Here is a 12627-nt window from a genome sequence, read left to right as displayed (position 1 = left end):
GGGGTTCGACATCCCGGGTGCCGAGGCATCGGGTACGGCTACTCGCCCGGCTCCCACACCGCGTGGTCGTGCGCGAACAGCACCCGGCGCGGCCCGTACTCCGCCACGCGGTCGAGCCAGGCGCGGTAGCCGGGCAGCGGCGCCGCCACGCCCTCGCGCGCCGCCCGCCGGGCGAGCAGCGCCTGACCGTACTCGGTGGCGAAGTCGTACGCCTGCCCGGCGAGCAGGACCGGGCCGCCGCCCGGGCGCTCGACCAGCAGCGACTGGTGGCCCTCGGTGTGGCCGGGGGTGGGCAGCACCCGGACGCCGGGCCAGACCTCCGCCTCGCCGTCGAGCTCGCGGTACTCGACGCCGGGGAAGTCGACCAGCGCGTCGATGGTGTAGTCGCCGCGCCGGGCGGTGGCCAGCTCACTCGCCTGGACCAGGACGGTCGTGCCGGCGAGCAGCGGGTTGCCGCCGCAGTGGTCGAAGTGCAGGTGGCAGTTGACCACCAGGTCGATGTCGGCGACGGAGACCCCGGCCGTGGCGAGCGCCTCCGGCAGCGGACGGCGGACCGGGCGGTAGTGCGCCTCGGTCTCCGGCGCGCCGCCGCCGATCCCGGTGTCGAACAGCAGCAGCCCCTCCGGGCGCCGGACCAGGTACGCGAGCACCGGCTCCACCCGTGGCTCCGGGCCGCCCACCTCGGAGGCCGGCCGGACGAAATACCCCAGTTCGAGGCGGCGGATCACATTCACTTCATCCCCCCGTGTCGTGGTGCGTCGCTCTGCCCCCGTACGGGTGGCCGCCGCGGCCCCCGGTTCGCACCCTACCCGGCCTCCGCGGCGCTGCCGGGTGCTGGTGGCGGGCGTCACGGCGGGCACCCGGGAAAGGGAGCACAATGCCGGGCATGACTGATCGTCCGCTGCCCGCAGGACCTGTCCGTTCCGTGAACGCCGTGAAGGGCGTGAAGGCCGTGAACGCGGTGAACGCCGGGGGTGAGCCCGCCGACCGTCCCACCGTCGACGCCTGGACGGCCCTCGGCGGACCGGCCGACCTGCCGGCGCGGGTGCGCTTCCACGGCCCGGACGACGTCCTGCCCTCCGGCCTGCCGGTGCGGCGCCTGGCCCGGGCCACCGTGGCCGTCTGCTCGCTCGCCGCCGCCGAGCTCGCCGCCCTCCGCAGCGGCGGTCCGGTCCCCGCCGTCCGGGTGGACCAGGGCGCGGTCGCCACCGCCTTCGTCAGCGAGCGGCACCTGACGATCGACGGCCGGACGCCCGTCAGCTTCGCCCCGCACTCCGGCTTCTGGCGCACCGCCGACGGCTGGGTGCGCACCCACGCCAACTACCCGCACCACCGCACCCGGCTGCTGGCCGCCCTCGGCCTCGCCGTGGACGCCGGGCCCGAGCAGCTCGCGGAGGTGCTCGGCAAACTGCCGGCCGAGCAGGTCCAGGAGCGCGCGTACGCGGCGGGGGCGCTCGCGGTGGCCGTCGCGCCGGTGAGTTCGGCCGTGCACCCCCTGGTGGAGTACCGGGAAGTCGGTGCCACCGCCACCGCCGGTGCCGGCGGTGCGCCCGCCCGCGCGCTCGGCGACGCCCCGGTCGACCGGCCCGCCGCCGGGGTCCGGGTCCTCGACCTCACCCGGGTGATCGCCGGACCGGTCGCCACCCGCACCCTCGCCCTGCTCGGCGCCGACGTCCTGCGCATCGACTCGCCCCGGCTGCCCGAGGCCGAGGACGCCCACGCCGACACCGGCTTCGGCAAGCGCTCGGCCCGCCTCGATCTCGCCGAGCCCACCGACCGGGCCGTCTTCGAGGAACTGCTCGCCACCGCCGACGTCGTCGTCACCGGCTACCGCCCCGGCGCCCTGGACGCCCACGGTCTTGCCCCCGACGCGCTGTTCGCCCGCCGCCCCGACCTGATCGTCGCCCAGCTCTGCGCCTGGGGCTGGACCGGCCCGTGGGCCGGGCGGCGCGGCTTCGACAGCCTGGTCCAGGCCGGCGTCGGCATCGCCGCCCACGAGGCCGCCCCCGACGGCCACCCCGGCGTCCTGCCCGCCCAAGCCCTCGACCACGGCACCGGCTACCTCGTCGCCGCCGCCGTCCTGCGCGCCCTCACCGAGCAGCGCACCCGCCGCCCCGGCGGCCGCCACCTGCGCTTCTCCCTGGCCGGCACCGCCGCCTGGCTGCTGCACGGCATCGAACGGGAGGCCGCCGTACCGGGTGGGACCGCCGAGCCGTACGACCCGTCCCGGTGGCTCGCCGAGACGGACTCCGCGTACGGGCGGCTGCGCCACGCCCTGCCGCCGATCGGCTACGAGGGTGCGCCCGCCGACTGGTCGCGCCCGCCCGGGCGTTGGGGGACGGACGCACCGGCCTGGCTCTGAGCCGGGGCGGCACTGCCCAGGGCCGGCTCTCAGCCGGGGTGGCGGGGTCGCTGTCAGAGCCGTCTGACAGCATCTGCGCATGACCGCCGCACACGCCACCGACTACACCTGGTTCGACCAGCGCTACCCCGTCCTGGGCAAGGCCTACTGCCTCACTCACGTCCAGGGGATCGCCGCCGACGAACTGCTGCGCCGCTTCGACGCCGTGCCCGGCCGCGAGGTCACCGGGCTGGACACGGTGGTCGAGGCCTGGGAGACCTTCGACGACGGCGAGGACGAGGAGGCCAAGGCCCTCCTCGGCGAGGACGACGACCGGCTGCTCGTCGCCGTCACCGAACTGGACGGCTGGGCCCTAGCGGTGGAGCCGTACGGCTACCTCGGCAGCCTGCACGAGGTCATCCCCGCCCTCACCGACGGCACCCGGCTGGTCTCGCACTACCGGGGCGCCATGGCGGAGGACCACTTCAACTGGTGGGAGCAGAGCGGCTGCCGGCTCCGGTTCGAGCCGCTCTTCGCCGACCAGCGGGACGGCTCGGACGCCGACGCCCCGGGCACCGTCGAGCTGATGGCCGCCTGCGGCTTCCAGCTCGACGGCGAGCGGTACGAGCTGCACACCGAGGCCGCGTTCGCGCTGGCCGAGCGGCTGACCGATGTCCGGCTCACCCCGGAACGGCTGGAGGCCGCCACCTTCCGGCTCGGCTACGCCCCTCGCCCGTAACGGGGGCGGGGGGACGGCTCCGGCCGGAGGCGGCGGCCTCCGGGGCCGCTTGCTGGAGAGCGGCTGGTCAGGGACCAGCTGCTCAAGGGCTTCGCCGGCCGGGGACAAGCCGGTCAGGGACCAGCTGCGCAAGGGTTCGCCGGTCGGAGCTGCGTTGCTCAGACCCCGGACGGGAGCTGCTTGGCGCGGCTGCGCACCTGGATCGCCGTCACGATCTCGACCACGCCCAGGATCACCAGCCAGCAGCCGGCCAGCACGGCCAGCGCGGTGATCGACCCGACCGGCCAGACCATCAGCAGCACGCCGGCCAGCGTGTTGGCCACGCCCGCGAAGGCCTGCCAGCTGCGGGCCGGCATCAGCGGGTCGGAGATCGCGGCGGCCAGCTGGGTGATGCCGCGGAAGAGCCAGCCGATTCCGATCCAGAGCGCGAGCAGCAGCAGCGACTGCACCGCGCTGCGGAAGCAGAGCAGTCCCAGCAGCACGCAGATCGCGCCGCTGATGAAGGCCAGCACCCGCAGCGCGGTGGTGGCGTGGGTGCCGAACGCGGCGACCAGCTGCACGACGCCGATCACCAGCAGGTAGAGACCGAACAGCACGCCCACCACCAGCAGTGTCTCCTGGGGCCAGGCGAAGACCACGATCCCGAGGGCGAGCGAGACGAGTCCGGCGGCCAGCAGGATCTGCCAGGCGGCCTTGGCGAGCATGCCGAGCGGACCCTGGACCGGGGAACCGTCGGGGGTGATGATCGGAGAGACCACGGTGGCGTACTCCTCGGGCTGAATGGTCTGCGGGCTGAGTGGGTCGGGCAGACTGGGCGGGCTTGCGGGCTTGCGGGCTTGCGGACTGGGCGGGTTGACGGGCAGAAGACGAACCCCAGCCTTTCCGCGCCGCCACCGGTCCGCGCGCCGGATACGGCCGTTCGGAGGATCCGCCCCGATCACCGGAACGACATCCTCCGGACACTCGCTGTCGATACCATCTGGCGGTATGACTTCTGAAGGGTGGGGGACCCCTCCGGTCGAGCCGATCAGCCAGCACTACATCGTCTGCGGGGGCAACGCGCTGGCACACCGACTGATCCTGGAACTCGTCGAGCACTACGAGGTCCCGGTCGTCGTCCTGGTCGCCGACCGGACCCGTGACCACGCGCCGCAGATCGAGCAACTCGACGGTGTCGCCGCGGTCGTGGAGTACGCCGGCATCACCGACGAGGCCCTGCGCGCGGTGTCCATCGGCACCGCCCGTGGGCTCGCCCTGGTCGAGGGAAGCGACCAGGAGAACATCCACGCCGCGCTCAGCGCCCAGAACCACAACCCGGACATCCGCATCGTGTTCCGGATGTTCAACCAACGGCTCGGCGAGAACATCGAACGGCTGCTCAAGAACGGCACCGCGCTCTCCGGATCGGCCACCGCCGCCCCGGCCTTCGCCGCCGCCGCGCTCGGGCGGCCCAACTCGGTCGAGATCGACGGACGTTACCTGCACATCGCCTTCGACGATGCCATCACCTCCGACCGGGTCTGCGTGGTCGCCGACCAGATCGACCGGCAGGACCTCGGCAAGATCCGGCTGCTGCCCGAGCAGCAGGGCGATTCGGCCGAATTCGTCCGGCTCGCCCGCGAGTTCGGCGACGACGGGCCGATCCGCCCCGGCGGCGTACGGCGCGAACCGGCACCCGCAGCCGATCCCGGACCTGCGGCTGGTCCCGGACAGGAGGAGGAGCCGGGCGGCAGCGCCGCACTGCAGGTACTGCCGATCGAGCCCCGGGAGCCGATCGGCTGGCGGCGGCGGTTGCGCTGGCGGCTGCTCGACACCATGCGCTTCTTCACCAGCGCCCGGATGCGGCTGGTGCTGCTCACCGCCCTCGCCGCGGTGCTGATGTCCTTCGGCGTGCTCTGGTACCTCAACCGGGACTTCGGCTGGACCGTCTACATCTCGCTGCTCGACCTGGCCGGCGCCGCTCAGCCCGACCAGCTCGCCGACATCGCCGCCGGGACGGGCACCGGCGGGTTCTGGCAGCGGTCCGCGCAGGTGGTGATCACCATCTGCGGGATCACCTTCGCGCCGGTCGCCACCGCCATCGCGGTCGAGGTGCTGGGATCCGGACGGCGCGGCCAGCCACGCAACCCGGGGGCGGGCACCCGGGACCACGTGATCGTCGTCGGGCTCGGCAACGTCGGCACCCGGGTCGCGACCCAGCTGCACGACCTGGGCGTGCCGGTGGTCTGCATGGAACGGGACCCGCAGGCGCGCGGCGTCGCCGCCGTCCGGGCCCTCGGGATCCCGGTCGTGATGGGCGACGGCCCGTTCGAGGAGCAACTGCGCCGGGCCCGGCTGAAACACAGCCGGGCGCTGGTCGCGGTCAGCGGCGACGACGCCACCAACCTGGAGGCGGCCCTGGAGGCCCGGCACGGCAATCCCGAAGTCCGGGTGGTGGTGCGGCTGTTCGACGACAACTTCGCCGGGCACTTCTACAAGACGCTGGACAACGCGGCCTCGCGGTCGGTCTCCTACCTGGCCGCGCCCGCCTTCGCGGCGGCGCTGATGGGGCGCGAGGTGCGCGGGACGCTGTCCGTGTTCCGGCACGTGCTGCTGATCGCCGAGCTGACGGTGGAGGACGGCAGCGGGCTGATCGGCCTGAACCGGCACGACCTGGAGGACGAGGGCGGGGTCCGGGTGATCGCCGTCCGCTTCGCCCGCGGCTCGCAGCTGCAGTGGGGCCTACCCGACCGCACCCGGCGGCTCTCCCCGGGCGACCGGATCGTGGTCGCCGCCACCCGCAGCGGGCTCGCCCGGCTGAACACGGTGGCGCTGGAGGAGGAACTGGAGGCAGAAGCGGAGGCAGGGGCGGAGGAGTGAGCACGGCCAACAGGTGACAGCCGACAGCCGACAGATTTCAGCTGACAGATTTCATCATCTGAAATCTGTCAGCTGTCAGCTGCCAAACGTCGTCCGTCGTCCGCCGTCCGTCAGGCGTCGCCCGTCAGCGGTTGATGAAGGACGGCGGGCGCTTCTCGGCGAAGGCCGCCATGCCCTCCTTCTGGTCCGCCGTGGCGAAGACCGCGTGGAAGAGGCGGCGTTCGAAGCGGACGCCCTCGGCGAGGGTGGTCTCGAAGGAGCGGTTGACGCTCTCCTTGAGCATGATGGCCGCCGGGGTGGACATCGCCGCGACGGTCTCGGCGGTGGCCAGGGCCTCGGCCATCAGCTGGTCGGCGGGGACGATGCGGGAGACCAGGCCGGCTCGCTCGGCCTCCTCGGCGCCCATCATCCGGCCGGTCAGGCACAGCTCCATCGCCTTCGCCTTGCCGACCGCCCGGGTCAGCCGCTGCGAGCCGCCGATGCCGGGCAGGACGCCGAGCTTGATCTCCGGCTGCCCGAACTTCGCGGTGTCTGCCGCCAGCAGGATGTCGCACATCATCGCCAGCTCGCAGCCGCCGCCCAGCGCGAACCCGGCCACCGCCGCCACCACCGGCTTGCGCAGCGCGCCGAGCCGGTCCCACGGGCCCAGCCAGTCGTCCAGGTAGACGTCCGGGAAGGCGTTGCCCTGCATCTCCTTGATGTCGGCGCCGGCCGCGAAGGCCTTCTCCGAACCGGTGATCACCAGGCAGCCGATCTCCGGGTCCCGGTCGAAGGCGGTGGCAGCCGCGACCACCTCGTTCATCAGCTGGGTGTTCAGCGCGTTGAGCGCCTTGGGCCGGTTGAGCGTGATCAGCCCCACCCGGCCCTTGCGCTCGACCAGGATCGTCTCGTAGGTCTCGGTCTCGGTCTCGGTCATCGCCGTCGACTCCCATGTCCGCTGCTCGGCGCCGCGCGGGCGCGCCCTGACCACCCAACGATCTACGACGCGCCCTGTTTCGCGCCAGTCTTGACATGCGAGACGCCGGTCACGGGCGGTGCGGACGCGGAGATCAGGCCAGGCCCAGCTCGTCGCCCTCGCGCGGGGCGAGGAAGCGGGCGACGTCCACCTCCGTCACCCCGGCCAGGGTGGCGGGCTCCCAGCGGGGGTTGCGGTCCTTGTCGATCACCTGGGCGCGGATGCCTTCGACCAGGTCGTGGCCGTCCAGCGCGGCGCAGGAGGCGCGGTACTCCTGGTCGAGCACGGCTTCCAGGGACGGGAGCGTACGGGCGCTGCGCAGCGCGGCCAGGGTGGCCTTGACGGCGGTGGGGGAGTTCGCCACAACCAGCTCGGCGGCCTCCTTCGCCTGCGGCTCGCCGGAGTTCAGCAGGAGTTCGACGATCTCCTCGGCGGTGTCGGCCGCGTAGCAGGCGTCGATCCAGGCGCGCTGCCCGGCCAGGGCGGCGGGCGGCGCGGGCTCGGCGTGCGCGGCGACGACGGCGTTGACGTCGGCGGTCGTGGGGTCGGGCACGGTGGCCGGGTCGGTGCCGCGGGTGAGGGCGTCGAGCAGTTCCGGGATCCGCGCCGAGGGCACGTAGTGGTCCGCGAACCCGCACAGCAGCGCGTCGCCCGGGCCCATCGAGGCCGAGGTGAGCCCGAGGTGGATGCCCAACTCGCCCGGGGCGTGGGCGAGCAGGCGGCTGCCGCCGACGTCCGGCACGAGTCCGATCCGAGTCTCGGGCATCGCGACCGTGGAGCGCTCGGTGACGATCCGGATCGCGCCGTGGGCGGACAGGCCGACGCCACCGCCCATCGTGATGCCGTCCATCACCGCGACGAACGGCTTCGGGTACCGGGCGATGAGCGCGTTCAGCCGGTACTCGTCGCGGAAGAACGCCCGGGTGCCGGCGCCGCCCGTCTTCGCGTCGTCGTGCATGGCGCGGATGTCGGCGCCCGCGCAGAGGCCGCGTTCGCCCGCGCCGGTCAGCACGACGGTGCGCACCCGGTCGTCCGCGGCCCACTCGTCGAGCGTTGCCCGAAGGGCGGTGATCATGTCGTGGGTCAGCGAGTTGAGCGCCCGCGGCCGGTTCAGCACGATCCGTCCGACCCTGCTGTCCAGGAACGTCTGGACCTCCGCCACCGCTGTGCTCATCGGGCTCGCTCCCGTCCCTTCGGTGATGTCGACGTCCGCCGTCCCGCGACGGGTGCCGCCTTCCGCTGTTCGCTTCGCCGCCCACCGTACCGGGGGCGGTGCGGAGTTGTGATCACCGGGCCGGGCCGAGTTGGTCTGAGCCGGACTGGGCCGGACTGGGCCGGACTGGACCGGGAGTGCGGGGCCGGTCCCCTCACGGCCAGGCGCGCAGGGCGAGTTCGGCGGTGCGGGCCAGCTCGGCGGCGGTGGCGCCGTCCCGGGCCTGCTGCGACATGCCCTGGATGACGGTGGCGAGGTAGCCGGCCAGTTCCTTCGGGTCGGCCTCGGGCGGCAGTTCGCCGTCCTCCCGGGCCCGGCACAGCCGTGCCTCGAAGACCCGCGTGTTCTCGTTGGGCAGGTCGCGCAGGCGGTCCTGGATCCCGGCGTCCTGCGCGGAGACGTTGGTGGCGGCGGAGATCACCAGACAGCCTGCCGGGTGGGACGGGTCGGGGTAGATGGCGGCGGCCTCGCGCAGGATGCGGGCGAAGGCGCCGTAGGCGGTGGGTTCCTCCTCCAGTGCGACGGCCGCGAACTCGCCGACGGGGGAGTGGCCGTACTGCTGGACCACCTCCTCGAACAGCGAGCGCTTGTCGCCGAATGCGGCGTACAGGCTGCCGGGGCGCATGCCCATGGCCGTGGTCAGGTCGGCGACGGCGGCGCCGCCCGGCTGGCGATGCCGGAGATCATCGCCTACGGCGCGACCAAGGGGGCCCTGGACACCTTCACCCTCAACCTCGCCAAGCAGCTCGGCCCGCGCGGGGTCACCGTGAACTCGGTCGCGCCCGGCATCGTGGACACCGACCTCAACGCCGGCTGGCTGCGCGGCAACGCGGAGGCGGAGGCCCATGCGGCCTCGGTGGCCGCGCTCGGCAGGGTCGGGCAGCCGGAGGACATCGCGGACATCGTCGCCTTCCTCGCTTCCGACGGCGCGCGCCGGGTGACCGGCCGGGTCATCGACGCCACCGGCGGCGCGGGACTGTAGGCGGAAGCGGGCGCGAGGACGGAAGCGGGCGCGGGGACGGAAGCGGGTCCGGAAACGGATGACAGCTGACAGATGATGAAATCTGTCAGCTGTCATCCGTTGTCTGTCATCCGTTACGTGTCATCTGTCGCCCGATCCCTGCCGGGGAGGGCGCCCGCCGCTACCCCCGCACCCGCCCGGTCACCTCGCCGAACCCGACCGCGATCCCGTGCGGGCCGGGCGCGGTGGCGGTGATGGTGACCTCGTCGCCGTCCTCCAGGAACGTCCGGGTCGTGCCGTCCGGGAGCTTCAGCGGCTCCTCGCCGTTCCAGGTCAGCTCGATCAGCGCGCCCCGGGTGTCCGCCTCCGGCCCGCTGACCGTCCCTGAGGCGAACAGGTCGCCGGTGCGCAGCGAGGCGCCGTTGACGGTCATGTGGGTGAGCTGCTGCTGCGCCGTCCAGTACATGGTGGCGAACGGCGGGCGGGAGACCAGGTGCCCGTTCAGCCGGACCTCCATCGCCAGGTCCAGGCCCCACGGCTCGCCGCCCCGGTCGTCCAGGTACGCCAGCGGCTCGACGTCGCGCTCCGGCGGCGTGACCCGGGCGTGCTGCAGTGCGTCCAGCGGGACGATCCACGGCGAGATCGAGGTGGCGAAGGACTTGCCGAGGAACGGGCCGAGCGGCACGTACTCCCAGGCCTGGATGTCGCGCGCCGACCAGTCGTTGAGCAGGCAGACGCCGAACACGTGCTCGCGGAAGTCGTCCAGCACGACCGGCTTGCCGAGCTCTGACGGCGTGCCGACGACAAAGCCGACCTCGGCCTCGATGTCCAGCCGGCGCGTCGGCCCGAAGCTCGGCGCGGGGTCGGCGGGCGCCTTGCGCTGCCCGTGCGGCCGCACTACCGGCGTGCCGGAGACGACGACCGTGCCCGCCCGCCCGTGGTAACCGATCGGCAGGTGCTTCCAGTTCGGCGTGAGCGGCTCCGAACCCGGGCGGAAGATCCGGCCCAGGTTGGTGGCGTGGTGTTCGGAGGCGTAGAAGTCGACGTAGTCGGCGACCTCGAACGGCAGGTGCAGCTCGACCTCGTCGACCGGCAGCAGCGACGGCGACAGCGCCTCGCGGAAGGACTCGTCCGTGAGCCACGTGGTGAGGTCCGCCCGCACCCGGGTCCAGACCGGACGCCCGGCCGCCATCAGCGGGTTGAGCGAGTCGGCGTCCAGCAGCACGGACGGCGCACCGGCGGCGCGGGCGGCCGCCCCGGCGTCCAGCACGAAGTCCCCGACGCGCACGCCGATCCGGCGCCGGCCGGGCTGGTCGGCGGCGGTGAAGACGCCGTACGGCAGGTTGTGCAGGCCGAACGGCGAGTCCTGGGCGCCGGCGAGCCAGCTGCGGGGGGTGGTCAACGGTCCTCCTGGTGCGGTGGAATGGGCGACGACAGCAGGCCGAGCGCGGCCAGGTCGCCCAGGGGTTCGGCGATGCTGCAGGTGCCGAACGCGGTGAACGAGTTGCGGATCACCGTAACCTGACGATCCGTCAGTGCACGTACCGCCTTGGCCAGGACCTCGCCGTCGCGCTCCGCCAGCACCGCCGCGGCCGCGGCCCGGTCGGTCTCCTGCGCGGCCAGCAGGACGTTCAGAAAGCCGTGGTGCTCGAAGCCGGTCTCCGGGTCGGTGTGCCGGACGGCGTTGTGCAGCCCGGCGGTGCACTTGTACGGCAGTCCGCGCCGCGCGCAGCCGGTGAGGAAGGCGGCCAGCTCCGCCTCGTCCGGGAACGCTTCGGCGACCAGTCCGCCGGTGCGGAACTTCGCCCGGTACGGGCTGTCGACCAGCACGTCCAGGACGGCGTCCAGCTCGTCCCCGTGCAGGAGTTCGCGCGGAAGCTCGACGGCGGCCGGGACGTGCGGCGGTAGCAGCCGGTCCAACTCGGCGACCGCCTCGGCGGCGTCCCGGGTGGCCAGTTCGACGCCGGCCAGTTCGAACGGCGCGGCGGCGGCGAGCGCCTGGGCGAGCTCCGCGCTGCCCCCCGGCAGCACCAGCCCGACCCTGAGCGGCGCGCCGCCCGCCCTTGCCGAGCCGCCCGCCCTCGCCGTGTCGGAAGCCCCGGCCGAGTCGGACGCCACCGCTGCGTCTGACGCCCCCGCCGGGTCGGACGCCACCGCCTCGGCCAACTCGCCCAGCCGGCCCGCCCCGCAGAGGAGCGGGCCGACCGCCTCGGCGTACCAGGCCGCGCGGTGGGCGCGGTGCGCGGGCACCGCCTCGACGAGCGGCAGGTTCCCCGGAGGGAACACCGCCGCGTCGTCGAAGAGTCCGTGGAACAGCTCGGGGATGACGCCCCCCGAAGGCAGCGCGCTCATCGACCGGGCCCCCGACCGGACCAGGTCCAGGCGTAGTTGGGGTCCTCGCCGGCCCGGCCGCCCTCGCCGAGCTCCAGCGGGCGGAAGGTGTCCACCATGACCGCGAGCTCGTCGAAGAACTCCGCGCCGATGCTGCGCTCGTAGGCGCCCGGCTGCGGCCCGTGGGTGTGCCCGCCGGGGTGCAGCGAGATCGAGCCCTGGCCGATGCCCGAGCCCTTGCGGGCCGCGTAGTCGCCGCCGCAGTAGAACATGACCTCGTCGCTGTCCACGTTGGCGTGGTAGTAGGGCACCGGGATCGACAGCGGGTGGTAGTCCACCTTGCGCGGGACGAAGTTGCAGATCACGAAGTTGTTGCCCTCGAACACCTGGTGAGCCGGCGGCGGCTGGTGGATCCGCCCGGTGATCGGCTCGAAGTCGCTGATGTTGAAGGCGTACGGGTACAGGCAGCCGTCCCAGCCGACCACGTCGAAGGGGTGGTGCGGCACGGTGTAGCGGGTGCCCGAAATCCCGTTCGGCCCACGGTGCTTGACCAGTACGTCGACGTCCCCGGGGGCGTCCGCCAGCAGCGGGCCGACCGGCCCGCGGAAGTCCCGCTCGCAGTACGGCGCGTGCTCGAGCAGCTGCCCGTACTTGGACAGGTACCGCTTGACCGGGGTGATGTGGCTGTTCGCCTCGATGCAGTACGCGCGCAGCGGCTCGTCGCCGGCCGGCACCCAGCGGTGGGTGGTGGCGCGCGGGATGATCACGTAGTCGCCCTGGCCGACCTCGATCGAGCCGAACACCGTCTCGACCGTGCCGGAGCCGGACTCCACGTACACGCACTCGTCGCCGAGCCCGTTGCGGTACAGCTCGCTGGGGGCCCCGGCGGCGACGTACGAGATCCGCACGTCGCCGTTGCCGAGGACCAGCCGACGGCTGCCGACGACGTCCGCGGACTTCCACTCCTGGCCCGCGAACAGCTCGTGCAGCTTGAGGTGGCGGGGGAGCAGCGGGTGGTTGGGCACCGTGGACTGGTCCGGCAGCTCCCAGGGCACCGCGTTGACCACCGCCGAGGGGATGCCCCGGTGGTAGAGCAGCGAGGAGTCCGAGGAGAACCCCTCCTCGCCCATCAACTCCTCGTAGTAGAGCCCCCCTTCGGGGGTGCGGTGCTGGGTGTGCCGCTTGGGAGGGATGCTGCCAAGCTGCCGGTAGTACGCCATCTCCGTGG

The 12627-nt window shown here is 73.3% G+C and carries 11 protein-coding genes and 1 pseudogene; 4 read left to right on the top strand and 8 right to left on the bottom strand.

Features of this window, described 5'->3' with window-relative positions:
* Positions 1–38 precede the first annotated feature (38 nt).
* Positions 39–725, bottom strand: a complete 687-nt coding sequence (locus ACZ52R_RS25650) for an N-acyl homoserine lactonase family protein (RefSeq protein ID WP_360490727.1) — start codon at positions 723–725, stop codon at positions 39–41.
* A gap of 161 nt (positions 726–886) precedes the next feature.
* Here ACZ52R_RS25650 and ACZ52R_RS25645 point away from each other — a divergent pair, with 161 nt between their 5' ends.
* Positions 887–2362 (top strand): CoA transferase, encoded by a 1476-nt coding sequence (locus tag ACZ52R_RS25645; RefSeq protein ID WP_465620774.1) that lies wholly within the window; start codon positions 887–889, stop codon positions 2360–2362.
* Positions 2363–2441: 79 nt separating this feature from the next.
* Positions 2442–3080: a DUF6461 domain-containing protein gene (locus ACZ52R_RS25640; protein ID WP_465620772.1), complete on the top strand. Its 639-nt coding sequence runs from the start codon at positions 2442–2444 to the stop codon at positions 3078–3080.
* A gap of 158 nt (positions 3081–3238) precedes the next feature.
* Here ACZ52R_RS25640 and ACZ52R_RS25635 read toward each other — a convergent pair whose 3' ends face one another.
* Entirely contained in the window at positions 3239–3838 is a 600-nt protein-coding gene (locus ACZ52R_RS25635) for an HdeD family acid-resistance protein (protein WP_360490301.1), read from the bottom strand.
* A gap of 229 nt (positions 3839–4067) precedes the next feature.
* Here ACZ52R_RS25635 and ACZ52R_RS25630 point away from each other — a divergent pair, with 229 nt between their 5' ends.
* Entirely contained in the window at positions 4068–5939 is a 1872-nt protein-coding gene (locus tag ACZ52R_RS25630) for an NAD-binding protein (protein ID WP_465662181.1), read from the top strand.
* Between the two features lie 124 nt (positions 5940–6063).
* On the opposite strand, the gene ACZ52R_RS25625 is transcribed toward ACZ52R_RS25630, so the two are convergent.
* The 3 genes from ACZ52R_RS25625 to ACZ52R_RS25615 all read right to left on the bottom strand — a co-directional run bounded on the left by ACZ52R_RS25625 (position 6064) and on the right by ACZ52R_RS25615 (position 8732).
* Entirely contained in the window at positions 6064–6855 is a 792-nt protein-coding gene (locus ACZ52R_RS25625) for an enoyl-CoA hydratase (RefSeq protein ID WP_465662183.1), read from the bottom strand.
* 133 nt (positions 6856–6988) lie between these two features.
* On the bottom strand, positions 6989–8068 hold the full coding sequence (locus ACZ52R_RS25620; RefSeq protein ID WP_465620767.1) for an enoyl-CoA hydratase/isomerase family protein: 1080 nt from the start codon (positions 8066–8068) through the stop codon (positions 6989–6991).
* A 193-nt stretch (positions 8069–8261) separates the two neighbouring features.
* Entirely contained in the window at positions 8262–8732 is a 471-nt protein-coding gene (locus ACZ52R_RS25615) for a TetR/AcrR family transcriptional regulator (RefSeq protein WP_465620765.1), read from the bottom strand.
* Between the two features lie 30 nt (positions 8733–8762).
* Between ACZ52R_RS25615 and ACZ52R_RS25610 the strand changes: the two are divergent.
* Positions 8763–9089, top strand: a pseudogene (locus ACZ52R_RS25610) (SDR family NAD(P)-dependent oxidoreductase); the annotation flags it as partial.
* Between the two features lie 160 nt (positions 9090–9249).
* On the opposite strand, the gene fahA reads toward ACZ52R_RS25610, so the two are convergent.
* Genes fahA through ACZ52R_RS25595 form a run of 3 tightly spaced genes read right to left on the bottom strand, consistent with a single transcriptional unit; the run spans position 9250 to position 12619 of the window.
* A complete protein-coding gene (fahA, locus tag ACZ52R_RS25605; protein WP_465620763.1) occupies positions 9250–10470 on the bottom strand; it encodes a fumarylacetoacetase in 1221 nt (406 codons plus the stop codon).
* Positions 10467–11420 (bottom strand): hypothetical protein, encoded by a 954-nt coding sequence (locus ACZ52R_RS25600; protein WP_465620761.1) that lies wholly within the window; start codon positions 11418–11420, stop codon positions 10467–10469. Before ACZ52R_RS25600 ends, fahA begins: the two co-directional genes overlap by 4 nt.
* Complete coding sequence (locus tag ACZ52R_RS25595) at positions 11417–12619, bottom strand: homogentisate 1,2-dioxygenase (protein ID WP_360490289.1); 1203 nt, start codon at positions 12617–12619, stop codon at positions 11417–11419. Before ACZ52R_RS25595 ends, ACZ52R_RS25600 begins: the two co-directional genes overlap by 4 nt.
* Between the last annotated feature and the right edge of the window lie 8 nt (positions 12620–12627).

This window comes from Kitasatospora sp. NPDC034023 (assembly GCF_055575795.1).
The sequence above is the reverse complement of the archived record's forward strand: the minus strand, read 5'-3'. Positions and strand labels throughout refer to the sequence as shown.

Coding starts and splice junctions, on each gene's coding strand:
- ACZ52R_RS25645 (WP_465620774.1), top strand. CDS start 887: ATGACTGATCGTCCGCTGCCCGCAGGACCTGTCCGTTCCGTGAACGCC.
- ACZ52R_RS25640 (WP_465620772.1), top strand. CDS start 2,442: ATGACCGCCGCACACGCCACCGACTACACCTGGTTCGACCAGCGCTAC.
- ACZ52R_RS25630 (WP_465662181.1), top strand. CDS start 4,068: ATGACTTCTGAAGGGTGGGGGACCCCTCCGGTCGAGCCGATCAGCCAG.
- ACZ52R_RS25625 (WP_465662183.1), bottom strand. CDS start 6,855: ATGACCGAGACCGAGACCGAGACCTACGAGACGATCCTGGTCGAGCGC.
- ACZ52R_RS25620 (WP_465620767.1), bottom strand. CDS start 8,068: ATGAGCACAGCGGTGGCGGAGGTCCAGACGTTCCTGGACAGCAGGGTC.
- ACZ52R_RS25615 (WP_465620765.1), bottom strand. CDS start 8,732: ATGCGCCCCGGCAGCCTGTACGCCGCATTCGGCGACAAGCGCTCGCTG.
- ACZ52R_RS25600 (WP_465620761.1), bottom strand. CDS start 11,420: ATGAGCGCGCTGCCTTCGGGGGGCGTCATCCCCGAGCTGTTCCACGGA.
- ACZ52R_RS25595 (WP_360490289.1), bottom strand. CDS start 12,619: ATGGCGTACTACCGGCAGCTTGGCAGCATCCCTCCCAAGCGGCACACC.